The sequence below is a fragment of the Salinivibrio sp. IB868 genome (assembly GCF_001995655.1).
Classification (GTDB): Bacteria; Pseudomonadota; Gammaproteobacteria; order Enterobacterales; family Vibrionaceae; genus Salinivibrio; species Salinivibrio siamensis.
The window spans coordinates 133,469-154,850 of sequence record NZ_MUEW01000008.1 but is presented as its reverse complement, the minus strand read 5'-3'; the positions used below and the strand labels follow the sequence as shown (position 1 = coordinate 154,850).

Annotated in this window: 19 protein-coding genes; 16 read left to right on the top strand and 3 right to left on the bottom strand. The window is 51.5% G+C overall.

Features of this window, described 5'->3' with window-relative positions; all coding sequences use genetic code 11:
- Positions 1-2 precede the first annotated feature (2 nt).
- Entirely contained in the window at positions 3-980 is a 978-nt protein-coding gene (gene ygfZ, locus BZG20_RS10375) for a tRNA-modifying protein YgfZ (RefSeq protein WP_077578945.1), read from the bottom strand.
- Between the two features lie 216 nt (positions 981-1,196).
- Here ygfZ and BZG20_RS10370 point away from each other — a divergent pair, with 216 nt between their 5' ends.
- From BZG20_RS10370 to BZG20_RS10360, 3 genes are all read left to right on the top strand, one after another.
- On the top strand, positions 1,197-1,460 hold the full coding sequence (locus BZG20_RS10370) for a succinate dehydrogenase assembly factor 2 (protein WP_046074077.1): 264 nt from the start codon (positions 1,197-1,199) through the stop codon (positions 1,458-1,460).
- 52 nt (positions 1,461-1,512) lie between these two features.
- Positions 1,513-1,821, top strand: coding sequence for a hypothetical protein (locus tag BZG20_RS10365; RefSeq protein ID WP_077578944.1), 309 nt, complete (start codon positions 1,513-1,515; stop codon positions 1,819-1,821).
- A gap of 125 nt (positions 1,822-1,946) precedes the next feature.
- Positions 1,947-3,779 (top strand): methyl-accepting chemotaxis protein, encoded by a 1,833-nt coding sequence (locus BZG20_RS10360; protein ID WP_077578943.1) that lies wholly within the window; start codon positions 1,947-1,949, stop codon positions 3,777-3,779.
- Positions 3,780-3,860: 81 nt separating this feature from the next.
- Here BZG20_RS10360 and nadB read toward each other — a convergent pair whose 3' ends face one another.
- Complete coding sequence (nadB, locus tag BZG20_RS10355; RefSeq protein ID WP_077578942.1) at positions 3,861-5,477, bottom strand: L-aspartate oxidase; 1,617 nt, start codon at positions 5,475-5,477, stop codon at positions 3,861-3,863.
- Positions 5,478-5,809: 332 nt separating this feature from the next.
- Between nadB and rpoE the strand changes: the two genes are divergently transcribed.
- The 11 genes from rpoE (at position 5,810) to acpS (ending at position 14,759) form a co-directional block, all read left to right on the top strand.
- The gene (gene rpoE, locus BZG20_RS10350; RefSeq protein ID WP_046074081.1) at positions 5,810-6,391 is read left to right on the top strand and encodes an RNA polymerase sigma factor RpoE; all 582 of its coding nucleotides are present in this window, start codon (positions 5,810-5,812) and stop codon (positions 6,389-6,391) included.
- Positions 6,392-6,423: 32 nt separating this feature from the next.
- Positions 6,424-7,056, top strand: a complete 633-nt coding sequence (locus BZG20_RS10345) for an RseA family anti-sigma factor (protein WP_077578941.1) — start codon at positions 6,424-6,426, stop codon at positions 7,054-7,056.
- Positions 7,053-8,036, top strand: coding sequence for a sigma-E factor regulatory protein RseB (gene rseB, locus BZG20_RS10340; protein ID WP_046074083.1), 984 nt, complete (start codon positions 7,053-7,055; stop codon positions 8,034-8,036). The genes BZG20_RS10345 and rseB overlap by 4 nt, the downstream gene beginning before the upstream one ends.
- Positions 8,033-8,530 (top strand): SoxR reducing system RseC family protein, encoded by a 498-nt coding sequence (locus BZG20_RS10335; RefSeq protein WP_046074084.1) that lies wholly within the window; start codon positions 8,033-8,035, stop codon positions 8,528-8,530. The genes rseB and BZG20_RS10335 overlap by 4 nt, the downstream gene beginning before the upstream one ends.
- A gap of 78 nt (positions 8,531-8,608) precedes the next feature.
- Positions 8,609-10,405 (top strand): translation elongation factor 4, encoded by a 1,797-nt coding sequence (lepA, locus tag BZG20_RS10330; RefSeq protein ID WP_046074085.1) that lies wholly within the window; start codon positions 8,609-8,611, stop codon positions 10,403-10,405.
- A 14-nt stretch (positions 10,406-10,419) separates the two neighbouring features.
- Positions 10,420-11,316, top strand: coding sequence for a signal peptidase I (gene lepB / locus BZG20_RS10325; protein WP_077578940.1), 897 nt, complete (start codon positions 10,420-10,422; stop codon positions 11,314-11,316).
- Between the two features lie 12 nt (positions 11,317-11,328).
- Positions 11,329-12,000: a ribonuclease III gene (gene rnc / locus BZG20_RS10320; protein ID WP_046074214.1), complete on the top strand. Its 672-nt coding sequence runs from the start codon at positions 11,329-11,331 to the stop codon at positions 11,998-12,000.
- Complete coding sequence (era, locus tag BZG20_RS10315; RefSeq protein WP_046074087.1) at positions 12,000-12,905, top strand: GTPase Era; 906 nt, start codon at positions 12,000-12,002, stop codon at positions 12,903-12,905. The genes rnc and era overlap by 1 nt, the downstream gene beginning before the upstream one ends.
- Before the next feature lie 43 nt (positions 12,906-12,948).
- The gene (gene recO, locus BZG20_RS10310) at positions 12,949-13,644 is read left to right on the top strand and encodes a DNA repair protein RecO (RefSeq protein WP_046074088.1); all 696 of its coding nucleotides are present in this window, start codon (positions 12,949-12,951) and stop codon (positions 13,642-13,644) included.
- Between the two features lie 2 nt (positions 13,645-13,646).
- Complete coding sequence (gene pdxJ / locus BZG20_RS10305) at positions 13,647-14,378, top strand: pyridoxine 5'-phosphate synthase (RefSeq protein WP_077578939.1); 732 nt, start codon at positions 13,647-13,649, stop codon at positions 14,376-14,378.
- Positions 14,379-14,759: a holo-ACP synthase gene (gene acpS / locus BZG20_RS10300; RefSeq protein WP_077578938.1), complete on the top strand. Its 381-nt coding sequence runs from the start codon at positions 14,379-14,381 to the stop codon at positions 14,757-14,759.
- Positions 14,760-14,806: 47 nt separating this feature from the next.
- Here the strand turns inward: acpS and barA are convergent, their stop codons facing one another.
- The gene (gene barA, locus BZG20_RS10295) at positions 14,807-17,563 is read right to left on the bottom strand and encodes a two-component sensor histidine kinase BarA (protein WP_046074091.1); all 2,757 of its coding nucleotides are present in this window, start codon (positions 17,561-17,563) and stop codon (positions 14,807-14,809) included.
- Positions 17,564-17,709: 146 nt separating this feature from the next.
- Here barA and rlmD point away from each other — a divergent pair, with 146 nt between their 5' ends.
- Both rlmD and relA read left to right on the top strand, forming a co-directional pair.
- Positions 17,710-19,041, top strand: a complete 1,332-nt coding sequence (gene rlmD / locus BZG20_RS10290) for a 23S rRNA (uracil(1939)-C(5))-methyltransferase RlmD (protein WP_077578937.1) — start codon at positions 17,710-17,712, stop codon at positions 19,039-19,041.
- Between the two features lie 76 nt (positions 19,042-19,117).
- On the top strand, positions 19,118-21,334 hold the full coding sequence (relA, locus tag BZG20_RS10285) for a GTP diphosphokinase (protein WP_046074093.1): 2,217 nt from the start codon (positions 19,118-19,120) through the stop codon (positions 21,332-21,334).
- The last annotated feature ends 48 nt before the right edge of the window (positions 21,335-21,382 follow it).

Sequence of the window (21,382 nt, the reverse complement as noted above, 5' to 3'; positions counted from 1 at the left end):
GCTCAATCATCGTCCTCAAGTGAATAAGGAAGTGGCTCACGCTGCCATGCGTACGAAGGAGACTCAGCAAGGCGGAAAGCGGTGTCGTCGTCCAAGTTGTTTGGCAGCACGGCTAACACGCTCGCATTGCCGTTAGCATCGCGATAACCAGCGATCACTGTCCCGCCTGCGCGCCAATTATCACCCACCGCACGTTCGATTTTGTCGCCTGCAACAGGTGTGTGCTCGGCGTGGCCGCTGAGCGTGTACATGGCGCGCTTATTCATGCCTCGATACTTGGCTCGTGCCACGGTTTCTTGTCCGGTATAACAGCCTTTGGTAAAACTGATCGCGTCCAGCGCCTGAAGATTTAGCGATTGCGGGATAAATTCACCGCTGGTCGCTTGCTCGATGCGGGGTAATGCCGCGTCAATATCCCACTTGTCCCAATACTCATGGGTGAGCAATGCGGCTGAGTATTGATGGGTAAGCTCTGTGGCTTTGGCCGCGTCAACCACCAGCAACCAGCGATGTGGTTCAATGTATACAGCGGTGCCTTGTTGCCCTTGGCGAACGTCACCGTGCGCGCCAAAGTGATCAGCCACTACCTTGTCTGCCTGTGTACCAATGACACCGAGCAACACGGCATCGACCTTTTCAAACGCAATCTTGGAAAAAATGGCGTACTTTTTTACTTCTTGAAGCTGGGTGGCTTCAATCGACGCCGGTTGCACCATGGCGAGCCCGTCTTGGTAATGGAAAAAACGCAGTACTGACCAAACTTTACCTTTTGGATCGCAATGGGCGGCGAGGGTCGATTTATCTTCTGCGAGGTTCGCAATATCGCAAGTGAGCTGGCCTTGTAAGTAGCTTTTCGTATCATTGCCGCTCACTTTAGTGATTGCCCAGTTATCAAGGGCAACCATCGCCAGTTCAGGTTGTGGATCACTGGGGTGTGTATCCGCAGGCTCAAAGGCTACGGTTTGATACCATTCACTCATAACACTCACGCTCTCTGTTGAGAAAACATAGACTCTGCCCCGTATACTAATAGGGAGCATAAAGCTTGTCAGCCTTTGTCTTGTCGGGCGATTGCTGTATAAACCGAATTAACGCTAGAGAGCTCTCAGATTCGTGGTTTGTTGCTCAGCAAAAGTAGTCGCCCGATAACGGCATTGATAGTATGCGAGTACTGACATCATCGATAGAGGTAAACAATGGTTAATACCGAGGATAAAGCGCGGGTTCGTTGGGCATGTCGTCGCGGCATGTTGGAACTGGATGTGTTGGTTATGCCGTATTTTGAAGCCTGCTACGACACGCTTAATGAAAAAGAAAAACAGGATTTTGTCGCATTTTTGGAAAGCGCGGATCCTGACTTGTTTGCCTGGCTGATGGGGCATGGTAAACCTGACGATCCGAAGATGAAATCTGTTGTCGATAAGGTCGTCGCTTATAACCGCAGTAAGTTACGTACATAGTCACCTACATTGCCCGCGTTATGTCACTGTCTGTCTGCTTTTGCTAGGAACGATGGTGGCTTGGCTGGCCGTGTCGCATGTTTCCCTTCCTTTGAGTGCTCGTGCTGTGCTAACCGTTTGGGCGGTACGAGACTTGCTCCGCTTCCATGCGCACCTCATCGCTAACGAAGGCCCCTTTCGCTTTTCATCTGACGCTTGGGCGGTCATGCCTAATGGGCAGTATCGAAAACTGACCTGTGTTTATGCGACCCCATGGCTGCTGGTGCTCGCCGCGCGTGCGGATGCCCAATACCTTTATATTTGGCGTTATGGCCTTCCAGACTATCATTTTCGTCTGATTTATCGGCATTGCTGTCAGTAAGGCTGGGATAGCATGTGACATATTTGTGACAAACCGATTGCGTGGCTTTACTTTTTCACGTTATCTCCGATATTCAAGGAACACGGGTTCAATCCATTCTGCTCAGATAACGCTGTAGGGTCGCTATGAATATTAAACAAAAACTCTTGTCACTCACCTTGATGTCGGTGTTGGCGCTACTTGCGGTTGCCGCCGTTGCATGGAAAGCGGAAACGCGGCTACAAAAAATGCACAGTCAGCTAACCACGGTCTCTGATCTTGAGGTGATCTTGCTCAATCTACGCCGCAATGAGAAAGACTTTCTCGCGCGCATGGACCCCAAATATCTCTCCCGTTTTGATAACAATGTCGACGCGTTCAATAAGCTGCTGAGTGATTTTCGCGCCCGCAGCGCTTCGTTGGGGCTAGAGACTGCGACCATTGATAAAGTGCAGCGAGCAATGACAGCGTATGCCAACGGCTTTCGCGATCTGGGTAAGGGTTACCAAACATTGGGGTTAACCCCTGAGCAGGGGATCCGAGGACAGATGCAAAACGCGAGCAAGAAAATGGTGGCAGCGACCAAAAATGACATTGTGCTTGAGAGTAGCGCCCGCTTATTAGCCGCAGATGCCAAACTGTTTGTGCAAAGCAGTAACCTTGACTACATCGACGAATATCAAAGCCAAATGCAAGAGCTTGAAGATTACCTTCGCGGTGACCTGCTCGCTTTATTTCAAGCGCATCAGGCGCAAGTGGACAAGATTGTCGCGCAGAAAAAGACATTAGGGCTAGCGGCAGACAAAGGCCTACTGGGGCAAATCCGAGGGAAAACCCACCAAGTTGAGGAAATGTTCGATGTGCTTAGTAAAGAGTATGAGCAGGCCATTTCGCAAGCCTTAAGACAGACCGTGATGATGACCGGATCGGTGGTGGTGATACTGGCACTGGTGATGACAGTGATTTCGTTGTGGATGAACCGTGGCATTCAACAGCGTATTTACCGATTTAGTGAGCAAATGGCCGCCATCACGCAGCAGCGGGATCTGACCTTGAGAGCTGACGAAAACGGTCGTGATGAGATTGCCTTCATGGCGAAAGACGTTAACCAGATGCTCGGCAGTATCCAAACCATGGTTTTGGATGTGAGTCGCGCCATACAAGCGCTTAATCAAAGTGCAGAGCAAGTTGAATCCCGTACTGAAGCCACTGGGGCCGCCATGGCTACCCAGTTAGATGAAACCACTCATGCCGCGACTGCGATGAATGAGATGGAAAGCACCATTCGCGATATTGCGGGTAATACCGATCAGGCCGCGGAGAATGCGCGCACCAGCTTAAGCCGTGCGGAGAACGGGCAAAAAGTGGTGGATGACACTAAAGCGATGATCATGACACTGGCAGAAACCCTCAGTAATACCAGCAACGAGGTGCTTGAACTGAGTAAGCTGTCTGAAACCATCGGCTCAGTATTAGATGTGATTAAAGATATTTCCGAGCAAACCAACTTATTGGCACTGAACGCGGCGATTGAAGCGGCGCGCGCTGGTGAGCAAGGACGTGGCTTTGCGGTCGTGGCTGATGAGGTGCGCCAGTTGGCGACCCGTACGCGTGAATCAACCGATGAAATTTCTGGCATTATTACGTCGTTGCAAGCGCAAACCCAGTCGGTTTCTGAGCGTATGGAGCAAAGCCGAGAAGACGGGGAAACATCCGTGGGTAAGGTGGAAGCGGCTTCGCAAGAGCTCTCGCAGATCATGGAAGATATGCAAAACATCATGGATATGAGCACCCACATTGCCACGGCGATCGAGCAGCAAAGCTCGGTGGCAAAAGAAGTCAATCAAAACGTGCACAATATTCAAGATATTGCGCAAAACAGTACTGAACGCGCCAACCAGAACCGCGAAGCGGCACACAAGGTGGCCGAAGAAGCCGCACACCTTGAGCGTGCGGTGAGCGAGTTTAAAAGCGAATAACCGCGATGATATCCAGTAAAAAGGCCAGCCTCGTGAGGCTGGCCTTCTTCATTTCAGGGCTGAGGGAGCAATCAAAACCCGCTAACAGGGCTGATCTGGCGTTAATACGGTGGGACCGGATTGCTCGTTAGGCTCAGGGTAATCAATGGTGTAGTGAAGGCCTCGGCTTTCTTTACGTTGCATGGCACAACGAACCATGAGCTCTGCCACCTGTAAAAGGTTACGCAACTCCAGCAGATTGTTTGAGACCCGGAAATTAGCATAATACTCATGTGTTTCTTGCTTGAGCAGTTCGATACGGCGTAGCGCGCGCTCCAACCGTTTGGTTGAGCGGACAATGCCCATGTAATCCCACATAAACAGGCGTAACTCATGCCAGTTATGCTGGATCACCACTTCTTCGTCGGAACAAATTACTTGGCTCTCATCCCAAGGGGGTAGCGCAGTATGCGGCTCGATATGGTCTGAGTGCGCTTTAATATGCTCAGCGGCTGACCATGCATAAACCACACATTCGAGTAGCGAGTTAGATGCCATACGGTTCGCGCCATGCAAGCCGGTGTAGCTCACTTCCCCAATGGCGTATAAGCCGGGTAAGTCTGTGGTGCCGTTTTTATCCACCATCACGCCACCGCACGTATAATGGGCGGCTGGGACAATAGGGATCGCCTCTTTAGTCAGATCGATGCCGTATTGCTTGAGCTTTTCGTAGATGGTGGGAAAGTGTTTGATCACAAATTCAGGGTCTTTGTGGCTGATGTCGAGATACATACAGTCGGCGCCAAGGCGCTTCATTTCGTAGTCAATCGCACGGGCAACCACATCACGCGGGGCAAGCTCGCCGCGTGAATCGAATTCCGCCATAAAGCGCGAGCCATCTGGGCGTTTAAGGTGAGCGCCTTCACCGCGCAGTGCTTCAGTGAGCAAAAAGTTGCGCGCGTCTGGATGGTACAGACACGTTGGATGAAACTGATTAAATTCTAGGTTGGCGACACGACAACCTGCGCGCCATGCCATGGCGATGCCATCACCGGATGACACATCGGGATTGGAGGTGTATTGATAAACTTTCGAGGCCCCTCCGGTGGCGAGTACCACATAGTTGGTGCGCACGGTCTCAACCACTTCTTGGTTTCGGTTCCAGATGTAGGCGCCGAGGACGTGGTTTGGACCACCTAATCCGACTTTTTTACGGGTGATAATATCCAGCGCATTGTGTCGTTCAAGCAGGGTGATATTAGGGTGTTGGCGCACATTATCTTGAAGCGAGTTTTGCACGGCCATTCCGGTCGCATCGGCGGTATGCAAGATACGGCGGTGGCTATGGCCGCCTTCACGGGTTAAATGATACCGAGGGGTGTCGTCGTCGCTATCTTCTTGATCGAACGGGACACCGCCATCAATTAACCACTGCACACAATCTTTAGCATTGCGGGCAATAAAGTCCACGACCTGGGTATCGCAGATACCTGCGCCTGCGATTTGGGTATCCTCGACATGAGATTCTACCGAATCTTGTTCGTCAAACACCGCGGCAATACCGCCCTGTGCGTAAAGCGTTGCCCCTTCGCTGAGCGGGCCTTTACTTAATACAATCACCTTGTGGGTCGGCGCTAAGCGGAGCGCCAGTGACAAGCCTGCGGCACCACTACCGATGACTAGCACGTCACATTGATGTTCCTGAGTTGTGGTCGTCATGATCCCTAATCCTCTTTCTGCGCCCCCAATGTTACACCAATTTGACGTGGCTGCGCGCGGTAAGATCAAATCCCGTCTCGCTTGGGTGAAAGTTTGCAACCATGGTATGGTTCGGGCGACAATGCCCTCAGTCAAAGAGACATTCTTTGACCATTCCGTCACAGTAATGTGATTCAACGCATAATAAAACCAACATGGTGAGGAACTTTTCGCCGGCTGGGTTATCGAATCGTGTGCGAAAGCTCGCAAGCGGGTTTAACCGCGCTCTGACAACGTCGGGCCTAGAATTTCGATAATCGGGCGGAAAGATCAACCAAGGAGTAAACGCTCGAATGGGCGAGCAGCTAACCGACCAGGTTCTAATAGAACGTGTACAGAATGGTGACAAGCAAGCTTTCAATCTGTTAGTCGTCAAATATCAGAATAAGGTATGTAACCTTATCGCCCGCTATGTCGGTACACACAGTGGTGATATTCCAGATATTGCGCAAGAGGCGTTTATCAAAGCGTATCGCGCATTGCCGGGATTTCGTGGCGAGAGTGCGTTTTATACTTGGCTGTATCGCATTGCTGTGAACACCGCGAAAAACCATTTGGTGGCACAAGGACGACGTCCGCCAGGCAGTGATATTGATGCCGACGAAGCAGAAAATTACGAAAGTGGGGGTTCTTTAAAAGAAATATCGAACCCTGAAAACTTGATGTTGTCAGATGAATTGAGACAGGTGGTATTTTCGACCATAGAAACACTGCCTGACGACTTAAGAACCGCAATTACCTTACGGGAGCTCGATGGGCTTAGCTATGAGGAAATTGCACAGGTAATGGATTGTCCAGTCGGTACGGTGCGGTCGCGTATTTTCCGAGCGCGTGAAGCGGTTGAAAAACGCATCCGGCCACTGATGAAACGGTAACGAGTTTTACTGGCTGCATGACGGTGACTTGAATGACGGATAGAGAAAAAATTTCAGCGTTGTTAGATGGCGAACTGGTGGATACGGCAGTCATCCACGAGATTGAGCGAGATGATAACGCGCAACAGGCTTGGGGGAGTTTTAGCACCATTCGCGATGTGATGCGTGGTGAGGCACCCAGCTCGTTGCAATGGAACATTGCCGATTCTGTAGCGTCCGCGCTGGAAGCAGAACCTGCTTATCAAGGCGATCACCTTGATAATAACGTGCTCCCCATGCACGAAGCACAGCCGCGTCCTGAAAAGGCGCGTCGTCACTTACCAGGGTGGCTGCAGCAGCTGACACAGGTAAGCGTTGCCGCGTGTGTCTCATTGGCCGTGATCGTGGGTGTGCAGCAATATAATCAGTCTGATGCGAGTTCGCCGGTGGCCAGCACGCAACCCCAGCCGCCAGTACTAGAAACGATTCCTTTTGCAGGGGCTGCGGAGCCGGTCAGCTTAAGCCGTGACGATCTACGTGCCACACCTTCTGAGGCCGAGTTGATGGAGCAGCGTCGCCGCGTCAATGCCATGCTCAAAGACTATGAATTGCAGCTGCGCTTGAATAAGGATAGGCTGTCTAACCATCAGACAATGGCACCGTCGACAAGCAGTAATAATCAATGAAAAAAATTCTGATCGGTGCGCTTGCGCTGGTCAGTTTGATGTCTGCGCAAGCCTCGGCCGAACCTTCTGCCGAGGCTTTGTTACATCAAATGGATACCGCAAGCGACACCCTAGATTATGAAGTGTCCTACATCTTGGTAGGTAAAAATAGTCTCGAACCCCTTCGCTTTCGTCATGCCCAAGTTGGGGATGATGCCTACGGCCACCTCATGTATTTAAGTGGCCCGCCGCGAGAAGTCATCCGTCGAGGCGGTGAAATCAGCTATTTTGAACCAGGCTACGACCCTTTCACCATTGCCAGTGATCATATGGTTGCGCCTTTGCCAACGCTTATCCAAGCCGATATCGATGTGCTGGCTAACCATTATGATTTTGTCTCTATGGGGCACGCGCGTGAAGCGGGGATGGATTGCCAAGTGGTTCGGATTACCCCGAAAGACGGAGAGCGTTATTCGTACGTATTATGGTTAGATGAGAACAGCAAACTGCCTGTCAGGGCGGATTTGCTCGACCGTGATGGCGATCCGCTTGAGCAATATCGTGCGTTGTCGTTGGTCGTCTCTTCACAAATCAGTACCTCAATGCAAAAGCTGGCTGAGCTGGCATTGCCACCGGTACTGACCTTGCCACAAACCACGCAGCGCTCCGACTTAGATTGGCAGGTCACCGCGTTACCCGAGGGGTTTGAACCTGTATACAGCAATCGTCACCGTTTGATGATGACTAAACGTGCGGTCGAGAGTCAGATGTTTAGTGATGGTCTGTTCAGCTTTTCTGTGTATCTTGCCAAAGCCGATGATGTCTCGGTGCGTAAGCAGATTGTTCGCCAAGGTCGGCGCACACTGCATAGCGTGACCAGTGGCAATGCAGAAATCACGGTGGTCGGCGATATTCCTCCTGAGACAGCTAAACGGGTGGCGGAGTCTGTCCGTATTACTGATATGCCTGCGAGCAAGTCAGAACAGAAGGTTGAACCATGATCAAAGCATTGGCAGAAGTTACCAGTTACCAAGATGGTTGGTTGTCATTGGCCTGCCAGCAGCAAACCAGTTGCGGTAGTTGCCAGTCACAAAGTCAATGTGGCACTGGTATTGTGTCCAAAGCCCTTCCTGGTAAGGTGAAACACCTTAAAGTACGTGCCCCAAAACCCCTGCCGGCCGGCACCTTAGTTGAAATCGGCTTAGGTGAGGCGACCTTATTACGCTCCGCGTTATTGGTCTACATGGTGCCTTTAGTCATGATGCTAACGGGGGCACTGCTCGGGCAATTTTTGTTCGCCACGCTCGCCGGCAGCGGGGAGGGTGGCGTTATCGCGCTAAGCCTAGGGCTGGGAGCGGTTGGCGTGGGCCTAGCGCGTCATCTTGCACCGCGTATCGGTACCCAAGAGCAGCAACAGCCTCAACTGTTACGCGTGATGGGGGAGCCCGTCTCTGACTTGGCGGTAATAAATACCACACAGCAGGATAGCGACTAGCCACTATTTTCGGTAGAATCCCGCTCACTTGATCTTAGGATCCCATTCTTATTGATAACGAGTAAGTCACACCAACACATGAAGCATATTCGTAACTTTTCGATCATCGCCCATATTGACCACGGTAAGTCGACACTTTCTGACCGACTGATTCAAGTATGTGGCGGCCTAACTGACCGGGAAATGGCAGATCAAGTTCTTGATTCAATGGATCTGGAACGTGAACGCGGTATCACCATCAAAGCACAAAGTGTGACACTGAACTACAAAGCCAAAGACGGCGAAGTGTATCAGCTCAACTTCATCGATACGCCAGGACACGTTGACTTCTCTTATGAGGTGTCACGCTCGCTCAAGGCGTGTGAAGGTGCTTTGCTGGTGGTCGATGCAGGACAAGGGGTTGAAGCACAGACGCTCGCCAACTGCTACACCGCCATTGATATGGACCTGGAAGTGGTTCCTGTCCTGAATAAGATTGACTTGCCGGCCGCTGATCCTGATCGCGTCGCGCAAGAAATTGAGGACATCGTCGGTATTGAGGCCATTGACGCCACTCGCTGTTCGGCGAAAACCGGCATGGGGGTTGATGATGTCCTTGAAGACATTGTACGCCAGATCCCGCCACCAGAAGGCGATCCTGACGCGCCAACGCAAGCGCTGATTATTGACTCCTGGTTTGATAAATACCTCGGCGTGGTCTCTTTGGTACGCATCCGTGAAGGGTCGTTGAAAAAAGGCGACAAAGTGAAAATCATGAGCACGGGTCAAGAATGGAACGTGGACAGCATTGGTATTTTCACGCCTAAGCGTAAAGAGCTCAATGGTCTGCAAACCGGTGAGGTTGGCTGGGTGATCTGTGGGATCAAAGATATCCTCGGCGCGCCAGTGGGCGATACCATCACCCATGCTAAAAACGGCTGTGAAAAGCGGATTGAAGGTTTCCAACAAGTGAAGCCGCAAGTTTATGCGGGTCTGTTCCCCATCTCATCGGATGATTACGAAAGTTTTCGTGATGCCTTGGATAAGCTGAGCCTTAACGATGCTTCCTTGTTCTTTGAGCCGGAAAGCTCTGCGGCACTGGGCTTTGGTTTCCGTTGTGGTTTCCTTGGCATGCTGCACATGGAAATCATCCAAGAGCGGTTGGAGCGCGAGTATAATCTCGATCTGATCACTACTGCTCCAACCGTGGTGTACGAGGTGACCCAAAATGATGGCGAGGTCATTTACGTCGACAGCCCATCCAAACTGCCACCTATCAATGACATAGAAACCATTGGTGAACCGATCTCGCGGTGTAATATTTTGGTGCCGAGTGAGTTTGTCGGTAACGTCATTTCACTGTGTGTGGAAAAGCGTGGTGTGCAGGTCGATATGGTCTATCACGGCAACCAAGTGGCACTGACCTATGACATTCCGATGGCCGAAGTGGTTCTCGATTTCTTTGACCGGATTAAATCGACCTCACGTGGTTACGCGTCGTTAGATTATAACTTCGAGCGCTATGAAGTATCTGACATGGTGCGGGTGGATATCCTCCTAAACGGTGAACGCGTCGATGCGCTGGCGATTATCACTCACCGTGCGCACGCACAGCCGCGTGGTCGCGAGCTGGTGGAAAAAATGAAAGAGTTTATTCCTCGTCAGCAGTTTGATATTGCCATCCAAGCTTCGATTGGTAATCACATTATTGCGCGCTCGACGGTGAAACAGCTACGTAAAAACGTGACCGCGAAATGTTATGGCGGTGACGTGAGCCGTAAGAAAAAGCTTCTGCAAAAGCAAAAAGAAGGTAAAAAGCGAATGAAGCAGGTCGGTAATGTCGAGCTGCCGCAAGAAGCCTTTTTGGCCATTTTGCACGTGGGCAAAGATAAATAACGACGGATTCCATTATGGCCAATACGTTTTCTTTGATTTTAGTGCTGGTGACCTTGGTCACCGGCATTGTTTGGGCGTTAGATAAATACCGTTGGGCACCGCGCCGCCGCCAAGCGGCAGGGGAAACCCTCAAGGTGTCAGCGCGTGAACTGGATGCCGAACAAGTTGCTAAAGTGGCGCCTCAACCGAGTTGGGTTGAAAATATGGCGTCTATTTTTCCAGTGATCGCGGTGGTACTGGTGTTGCGATCATTTATTTATGAGCCGTTTCAAATTCCATCCGGATCGATGATGCCTACCTTATTGGTCGGGGATTTTATCTTGGTGGAAAAGTTTGCCTATGGCTTACGCGATCCTGCCTTCCACACTGAAATTGTCGAAACCGGTAAACCAGAGCGCGGTGATATCGTGGTATTTAAATACCCGCCTCAACCCAATATCGATTACATTAAGCGCACGGTCGGGCTGCCGGGCGATACGGTTGTGTATGAAGATAAGCGCCTATGTATTCAGCCCAAGGGCGAATCTCAGTGTCAGCCGGTGCCGATTGACGATATTCAGCCGAGCCAGTTTATTCAAGCGGGCATCAACCTTGTGCAAGCGCAGGAGCAGTTAGGGGAGCAGTCGCATCAGATTTTGGTGCACCCTAAAAAGCAAGATAGGGTGAGCGCGTATCAGCCACGTCCGGGCGTCAACCGCTGGGTCGTGCCAGACGGGCACTATTTTATGATGGGTGACAACCGTGATAACAGCGCGGATAGCCGCTTCTGGGGCTTCGTCCCTGAACGCAATCTCGTGGGCAAAGCGGTTGCTATTTGGGTTAGCTTTGAATTTGAGCGCCCCAGTGATAGCTGGCTACCATCGTGGGTACCGACAGGCATTCGCTTTAACCGTATTGGTGGAATTGATTAATTCTGGACTATGATGACAAAACTAACAGATAAGTTGCAGCGTGATATCGGCTACCAATTTAGCAACGCTGCATTACTCGAATTGGCGTTAACGCACCGCAGTGCCAATGGCACCCATAACGAGCGTCTCGAATTTTTAGGCGACTCGATTTTGAGCTTTGTGATTGCCGAGGATCTTTACCACCGTTTTCCGAAAGTGGACGAAGGCGACATGAGCCGAATGCGTGCTACCTTGGTGCGTGGTAACACCTTGGCGGAGATCGGACGTGAGTTTTCTCTGGGCGAAGTGATGCGCCTTGGCCCAGGAGAACTTAAAAGTGGCGGGTTTCGTCGTGACTCGATTCTCGCTGACGCCGTCGAAGCCTTGATTGGCGCGATTTTTTTGGACAGTGATATCAACCGAGTGCAGGAGATTATCCTGCAGTGGTATCAACACCGCCTCGAGACCATTGAGCCTGGCGCGAGTCAAAAAGATCCGAAAACCCGACTGCAAGAACACCTACAGGGTAAACGCAAACCCTTGCCGTCTTACACGGTGATGAAAGTGCGTGGTGAGGCACACAACCAAGAATTTACGGTAGAGTGCCAAGTATCAGGACTGGAGAGTTCTGTGATTGGAAAAGGCAGCAGCCGTCGCAAGGCAGAGCAAGCGGCTGCAGAACTCGCATTACAGAAGTTAACATAATGACTGATACACAGCGCTGTGGCTTTATTGCCATTGTAGGCCGTCCGAACGTCGGCAAATCAACATTACTGAACCGCTTAGTGGGGCAAAAGCTGTCGATCACTTCGCGGAAACCGCAGACCACACGTCACCGCATCATGGGGGTGGATACCCGTGATAACTATCAAGCGGTATACGTGGACACCCCAGGGCTGCACATCGAAGAAAAGCGCGCGATCAACCGCTTGATGAACCGTGCGGCGAACAGCTCATTAACCGATGTCGAACTGGTGTTATTTTTGGTCGATGGCACCCATTGGACCAAAGACGACGAGATGGTGCTCAACAAGTTAGCGCGCTCTGGTCTGCCAACGGTCTTGTTGGTCAATAAAGTCGATAATGTGAAAGAGAAAACCGAGCTCTTTCCACACCTTCAAACCTTGTCGGAAAAGATGGAGTTTGTTGACGTGATCCCGGTGTCCGCGAAACACGGCACCAATATCGATGTGGTTGAACAGAAGGTACGCGACGCGTTACCGGAAAGTGAGTTTTACTTCCCTGAAGAATACGTCACAGACCGCTCTCAGCGCTTTATGGCCTCTGAAATTATCCGCGAAAAACTGATGCGCTTTACCGGTGAGGAGCTGCCTTACTCGGTCACCGTCGAAATCGAGCGCTTTGACTACAACCCAGAAACGGACGGGTTTCATATCAATGGTTTGATCTTGGTTGAGCGCAATGGCCAAAAGAAAATGGTCATTGGTAAAGGCGGCGAAAAGATCAAGCGCATTGGCCGTGAAGCGCGTCTAGACATGGAAGAGCTGTATGAGCGCAAGGTTTACCTTGAGCTTTGGGTAAAAGTGAAGTCAGGTTGGGCCGACGATGAACGCGCGCTACGCAGCCTCGGTTATATCGACGATCTCTAAGTGACCCACTGATTCAGGTACCCATGCCAGGAGGAGAGAGTGAGTGGACGGGTTTCAACGCGGCTTTGTATTGCATACGCGCCCTTACAGTGAATCCAGTCTGCTTTTGGATATCTTTTCTGAGCACGAGGGGCGCGTGACTCTGCTTGCCAAAGGGGCGCGTCGGCCACGCTCGGCGATAAGAGGTGCCTTGCAGCCTTTTACCCCTTTGCTGCTCAAATGGGGGGGACGTGGTGAACTGCGCACTTTACGCAGTGCCGAAGCCACAGGCCTCGCCCTGCCGCTATCAGGCAATGCCCTGTATTCCGGTTTTTACCTCAATGAGCTGGTGATGCGTGTGCTGGAGCCTCACACGCCTTACCCGGCGTTATTTCATGACTATGTGACCGCATTGACCCAGCTGGCTCGCTACAATAATCCTGAGCCAGCCCTGCGTTGTTTTGAACTCGCGTTATTAGAAGCCTTGGGCTATGGGGTTGATTTTCTTCATTGTGCTGGCAGCGGTGACCCGATTAACGATAACATGACGTACTTGTATCGCGAGCAGCAAGGCTTTGTGGCATCGATCATGAAAAGCCAACACCGACAATTTACGGGGGCCGATCTGCGTGCGTTGGCGACGCGTCACTTTGAGACGGTCGCTCAGTTACGTGCCGCAAAGCGTTTTACGCGTATGGCGCTCAAGCCATATCTTGGCCCCAAGCCGCTCAAAAGCAGAGAATTGTTTAGAAGGAAATAATCATGGATAAAATCTACTTGGGTGTGAACATCGATCACATCGCGACAGTGCGCAATGCGCGTGGCACCGTGTATCCGGATCCTGTTCATGCCGCTGAGTTGGCAGAGCGTGCAGGCGCGGCTGGGATCACGGTTCATTTGCGTGAAGATCGCCGCCACATCACTGATCGTGATGTTCGCTTGCTTAAAGAAACCTTGCAAACCCGGATGAATTTGGAAATGGCGGTCACCGATGAAATGGTCGAGATAGCCTTGGAGACGCAGCCTGAGTTTGTATGTTTGGTGCCAGAAAAGCGTGAAGAGCTGACGACTGAAGGGGGCCTCGATGTCGCGGGCCAGCTGGATAAAGTCAAAGCCGCCACGCAAACGTTGAGCGAAGCGGGGATTAAGGTTTCCTTATTTATCGATGCCGACCGCACACAAATAGAAGCCGCTCACCAATGTGGCGCGCCGTTTATTGAACTGCACACCGGGCATTACGCCGATGCCGCCAATGACAATGATCGCCAAGCCGAGTTGAAGAAAATCTCAGCGGCGGCCAGTTATGCGGTCGATTTGGGGATCAAAGTGAATGCGGGCCACGGCTTAACCTATCATAACGTCACGCCGATAGCGGCGATGCCAGAAATGCATGAGCTGAATATTGGTCACGCGATCATTGGCCGTGCCATGTTTGATGGTTTGCAAAAAGCCGTCGCGGATATGAAAGCGATCATGGAAGCGGCGCGTCGCTAAATGGCCATTGCTGGAATTGGTACTGACATTGTTGAGATTGCGCGTGTTGAAAAAGCCCTCGCGCGCCAACCACGCTTTGCTGCCAGGATCTTAACCGAGCCTGAGCAAGCCAATCTGGTGCGCCATCACGCGCCTGGACGTTTCCTCGCCAAGCGCTTTGCCGCCAAAGAAGCCGCCGCCAAGGCGCTTGGAACCGGCATTGCCAACGGGGTAACGTTCCACGACTTTATTATCACCAACCAGGCCTCGGGCCAACCTACCTTGCGCTTGTCGGGCCGAGCCGCGGAACTGGCGCAGGTGCGTGGCATTACACAGTGTTGGCTCACCCTCTCTGATGAAAAAGCGTATGCCATCGCGTATGTGGTGCTAGAAACCGCATAAGCTTACTGCTGTATGGCTGCACCTCACACGGTGTGGCGTTCGATGTTTTATGAGGTACCCAAGTATTGTGGTGCCAATTGTTCAATGTGCGCAATTTCATCTTGCAGCTCTAACAGCTCTGGCTCGATAGCAGCCATATCCGCGCCTGCTTTTAGTTGGGTTTCGAGCTCATGACACAAGCTTTTTAGCTGCGGGACACCGCTATACGCGCAACTCCCATGGAGCTTGTGAATAGCGTGCCATAACTGATCACTCTCTAACTCTCCGGCCAATGCTTGCTCAACGGCCTCTTTCACCGAGTCAAACGAGGCCAATAACATGGTTAGCATCTCTTTCGCCAGATCCGTTTTGCCTGCCGCTTGATTGAGCGCGCGCTGCCAATCTAGGTGTCGCACACTTTGATCTTGGTTGGCTGACGGGCTTGGCGATGGGACGCTTTGCGCTTGAGAGGCCGCTTCATCAAGATGCAGCCAGCGTGCGAGGGTACTCTCTAACATGGCTTCTTCAATTGGCTTGGTCAGGTAATCGTCCATCCCCGCTTCAAGGAGACGCTCACGTTCACCGGGCATCGCGTGGGCGGTCACCGCAATAATCGGTGTTTGCTGATTGAATCCCGCTTTGCGAATTTCTTGGCTAGCGGTGACACCGTCCATCTCTGGCATTTGGATGTCCATCAAAATAATATCAAACGCTTGTTGGTGGGCAAGCGCGACCGCTTTCACCCCATCTTCTGCGGTGATCACCTTCTCGACCCGTTCGGCCAGCAAGGCAGTGATCAGCTTTAAGTTGGCTGGATTATCATCGACGGTCATTACCGTATAAGGCGCTTTTTGTGATGCACTTGGCTTAGGCAAGGGTAAAGGCGTAGCCTCAGGGGACCCGATTAATGCCTCCAGCAGTTTACGTTGAGGGATAGGCTTGGCAATACAGGCGCTGACCCCGGCTTTTAATAGATGCTCAGACGCTTCTAGCTCAGTGGTTGGCAAACACACTACCACTGATTGCGCTTGCTGCTCGCAGACCTGCACCGCTTGTTGCATGGCATCAAGACTCGGCATGCTTCCCGCGTCGAAACAGAGCAAGGCAAAGTGATAGTGACGGTCCGTCAGCACATTGGTGCCAGATGCAGTGTCGACATTCAGCCCCACTTGCGTCAGCCGCTTACGCAAAATCTCGCGAGTGCGCGCATTCGGCTCAACGATCACGATGTCGCGACCCACCAAGGGTTCAATGTCGAGCGGTTGTGAAACTGGCAAATCGGTCTGCGTGAGCTGCAGGGTAAACCAGAAACTTGAGCCTTGGTGAAGGCGACTGGTAAAACCAATGTCACCGCCCATTTGTTGGACCAGTTTCTGTGTGATCACTAGGCCAAGGCCAGTACCACCATAGCGACGCGAAATGCTGGCGTCCGCCTGCCTAAAGGCTTGGAAAAGCTGTGCTTGCTGGCGTTCGGAAATGCCAATGCCAGTATCTTTAACCATTAACTGTAGCTCAACGGTTTCATCGTGAAGCTGCTTGAGATCGACACTGACATCAATATTCCCGCGCTCAGTAAACTTGGCGGCATTCCCAATCAGGTTTATCAGCACTTGTTGGATACGGAGTGGATCGCCCACGGCCCCTGCAGGAATACGCGCATCGGTCCGCAAGGTGAGCTCTAGTCCTTTCTCGTGCGCCATCGGCGCAAGCAGTCGCATCACTTCATCGAGCATGTCTTGAACATCAAACGGGATGTTTTCCAACAGCAGTTTGCCTGCTTCTAACTTAGAGAAGTCGAGGATGTCATTAATGATGGTGAGCAGGTTATTAGCCGACTTTTCAATGGTGAGCAAATAGTCACGCTGGCTGCTGCTGAGCTCGGTTTTGAGCATTTGACGCGTAAAGCCAATCACCCCGTTAAGTGGGGTACGTAGCTCGTGCGACATGTTGGCCAAGAACTCAGATTTAACCCGCGCCGCTTCTTGCGCATTTTTCTTGGCGATATCGAGTTCAACATTCTGAATTTCCAATTGCTCGAGGGTTTCGCGCAGATCACAGGTCGCCTGATCAATACTTTGCTGCATTTCTAAATGGTATTCCGACAACGAAATAGCCATCGCATTGATACCGTTTTTCAAGGTGTCGAGCTCACCGAGTAACTCACCCTCAATCCTGACATCAAGATGGCCGCGCCGAATTCTATCGACTAAGGTCACCATGTTACCAATCGGATGGGTGACATCCGCAATTAAGCGATAGGCAAAGAAGCATGACAATATTCCGCCCAAAGCAACCATCACCAGTGCGGTGATCATCTCCTGGTATTGCTTTAACCGCACCGAGCTCAAATCTAGCTCCATGGCAATATAGCCCAGCGGTCGCTCAACATTGAGGCCAGGGGTAAACCGACCAATCTCCAAAATAGGGGCGCGCAGAATCAAGGTATCCTGCTGTTGGCTTATCTGCAGTTGTGTGGGGATAGGTTGGCCACTGTTAACCGAGAGCATGGCAAGATCGCGGTGATAGTTCGAGGTGACAAATAGCTCGTTACGTCGGTCGAACACGGCAATACTGCGCACAAACTGTGAGTGCTGGCGGTGCGCAAAGCCAATTAGCCGGCGTACGTTTTCACGGCTATCATTTTTCAATCCGACTTCGCTGGCAATCGCCAGTGGCTCGATGATCGCAGAGCCGGTGACCGTCAGTTGCTGTTCAAGATCTTGGTAGCGGGTGCTGGTAAAAAACGCGCTCAGTAATAGGCCGACAATCAACGTTGGGGCAATGGTCAGAACAGAGACACGGGTGCGGAGGCCATATTTGGTCATGCTAGATAAACTATGGGAAAATAATCACGACATTTAGCCGTCAGTGTACATGATTCAATCACAAAATAGTCAGCGAACTATCACAACTCCCACTGGCAGGATCTCTTGACTGGCTTGGCGACAAGCTTTTAACACTGGAATCGATAATGGCGCGCTTTTTTAAGCCTGAGAAAAAGAAAAAGGTTGAGCAAAAGCATCAACTGCTGACCATAGAACGCTTGGACCATCATGGTGACGGAGTGGGTTTTTTGCAGAAAAAACCTGTTTTTGTCCCGGGAACCTTGCCCGGCGAACAAGCCTTGGTGCAATTGACCGAACAAAAGCGTCAATATGCTCGCGGTCAATTAATTAAGTTGGATAACCAGGCCGCGCAGCGTATTGAGCCTGGTTGTCCTCTTTACCAGCAGTGTGGGGGCTGTAGCCTTCAACACCTGGATCACCAAGCACAGGTCGCACACAAGCAGCAAACGCTCAATGAGTTGATGCAAAAATTCGCAGGTGATGAGATAACGCTGTCAACGCCGATAGAGGATGCGGCTTGGCATTATCGTCGTCGTGCGCGGATCAGCTTGCAGGTGGATAAAAAAGGGGCGTTGGCGATGGGGTTTCGAGCCCGTCAACGAAGCGCGATCATCACAGTGAATCAGTGCCCGGTGTTAAGCGCACCACTCAACCGCCTCCTGTCTAGCTTACGCCCTTGTTTAGAAAGCCTGCGTGGCCGTCGTGTATTGGGACACTTAGACGTCATTGACGCTGACAACACATCAGTGGTCTCACTGCGTACCACTAAGGGCTTGCACAACGACGATCGCCACGCGTTAATGGCGTGGGCACAGACGCAAGACTGCACACTGTATTTGTACCAAGGCGACATGGCACCGGAGCGCCTTGTCGGCCCCGCGCCCTATTATAATGTGGCAGGTTGCCAACTGGCGTTTGCGCCCAGTGACTTTATTCAAGTCAATGCGAAGGTCAACCAAGAAATGGTAGGGCAAGCACTTGACTGGCTCGCCCTTGAGCAAGACGATCGCGTGTTGGATCTTTTCTGTGGCTTGGGTAACTTTAGCGTGCCAATGGCTAAGCGTGTGAAACATGTGGTAGGCATTGAAGGTGTGCAAGCTATGGTGGACCAAGCAGCGGATAATGCGGCAAAAAACGGCTGTGAGAACGCCGAGTTTTACCAAGCTGACTTGAACAGTGACGCGCTGATGGGTGAATGGGCGCAACAGGATTTTACCAAAATCTTACTCGATCCGGCACGTGCGGGGGCTGCTGGTGTCATAGACTTTGTGGCACAATCTAAGGCTTCACATATTGTGTATGTGTCTTGTAACCCTGCCACGCTAGCACGTGATGCGCGCGTATTGCTCGATAATGGCTATCAGCTGGTCACGCTTGGTATGTTGGATATGTTTCCACAAACAGGACACATGGAGTCGATGGCTTTGTTCATGCCTGTCACCAAACGGTTGGCATAATACAAGTTTGGCCCTCGTGGCCTGTCGATACGGATACGCCTCTCTTGTCACTCGAGAGATAAGGATAGGAACGGTTATGGTTGCGGTACGAGAAGCCCACCTACACGAAGACGAAGCGTTTGATCTCAATACCTGGGTTCAACGGTTAGGGCAAGATCCCTCAACCACTCAGGCGTTGGTAGATGGTTATCAATACTGCCGAACATTGAGCGACGATGAAGCCGTGCTCAGCCAGCCACTATGGCGTGGCCGGGAGATGATTGAAATCCTCGTCACCTTGAGCATGGATGCTGATACCTTATTGGCAGCCCTGTTTTTCCCCGTGGTTGAGGCGGAGCTTATCAGCCTAGATACCCTTGCGGACGCTTACTCAACCTCTATCGTCAAACTGATAGAAGGGGTACAACAGACGGCGGCCATTCGCCACTTAAATACCCAAACAGAGACAGAAGCGACCTCGTCTCAGGTTGATAACGTACGTCGTATGCTGTTATCGATGGTGGAAGACTTTCGCTGCGTGGTGATCAAGCTGGCGGAGCGCATCTGTCATTTACGCGAAGTGAAAGAGGCGGAGGAATCTGTCCGCCAACAAGCGGCAAAAGAGAGCGCCAACATTTATGCCCCCTTGGCTAACCGGTTAGGCATTGGTCAGTTAAAGTGGGAGTTGGAAGACTACGCGTTCCGTTACCAGCATGCGCAAACCTACAAACAAATCGCCAAGCAACTCGCAGAAAGACGGATTGATCGCGAAAACTACATCACTGATTTTGTCGACGATCTGCAGCAGGCGATGGAAGCGTCCAACATCAATGCGCAAGTCTATGGTCGCCCCAAACACATTTACAGCATCTGGCGTAAAATGCAGAAAAAGAACCTGCAGTTTGACGAGTTGTTTGACGTGCGTGCGGTACGCATCATCGCTGAAGAGCTACAAGATTGTTACGCCGCGTTAGGGGCCGTGCACACCAAATTCCGCCATCTGCCCAAAGAGTTTGATGATTACGTCGCCAACCCGAAACCCAATGGTTATCAATCCATTCATACTGTGGTGCTGGGGCCGGAAGGTAAACCGGTAGAAATTCAAATCCGCACCAAACAAATGCACGATGATGCAGAGCTTGGAGTCGCCGCACACTGGAAGTATAAAGAAGGGGCGGCCAGTGGGCGCAGTGGGTACGACGAGAAAATTACCTGGCTGCGTAAACTGTTGGCATGGCAAGAAGAAATGTCAGACTCGGGTGAAATGCTCGATGAGCTGCGCAGCCAAGTGTTTGACGACCGGGTTTATGCCTTTACCCCGCGCGGCGATGTCGTGGACTTACCCAGCGGCGCCACGCCGTTGGATTTCGCTTACCATATTCACTCCGAGGTAGGGCATCGGTGTATCGGAGCGAAAGTGGAAGGGCGTATTGTCCCGTTCACTTATCACCTTCAAATGGGCGACCAGGTAGAAATCATTACCCAAAAAGAGCCCAACCCCTCGCGAGATTGGCTAAACCCCAGCCATGGCTTTGTGAATTCGAGCCGGGCACGCGCCAAAATCAATGCTTGGTTCCGCAAACAGGATAAAGATAAGAACATTGCCGCGGGTAAAGAGATTTTGGATACCGAGCTGCAAAAAATCGGTGGTACCAGCAAAGACGCTCAACTCGCGCTCAAACGCTTTAATGTGAATACACTGGATGAGCTCTACGCGGGAGTTGGTAGCGGTGATTTGCGTATTAATCAGGTGGTTAACCATATCAATGGCCTGATTAACAAGCCAAGTCTTGAAGAAGAAGAGCAACAGCTTTTAGAGAAGCTGCAACAAAGTGAGCAAAAGCCGAATACGGGCAAGGCGCACCGTGATGCTGTGGTTGTGGAGGGTGTTGATAACTTAATGACTCACCTTGCGCGTTGTTGTCAGCCATTACCCGGTGATGAGATCAAAGGTTTTGTCACCCAAGGGCGGGGTATCTCTGTGCACCGCGCTGATTGTGAGCAACTCAACGAACTGAGTCATCACGCGCCCGAGCGCATTATTGCCACGGTTTGGGGTAAAGGGCACATTGGTCAGTACCATGTGCGGATCCGCTTATCTGCCAATGAGCGTACCGGGTTGGTCAAAGACATCAATACCGTGCTCAGCAATGAAAAAGCACGCGTAGCGGGCATGCAAAGTCGCGTGGATTATAAAAAACAAATGTCTATTATGGATTTTGATTTAGAAATCTCCGATCTCGACACCCTGAGCCGCGTGGTTAACCGGCTTGAACAAGTAAAAGATGTGGTTGAGGCCAAACGTCTTCGCTAATCATCCTTCGCCCTGTCTCGACAGGGCGTTTTTTTAGAAGGAACGCTT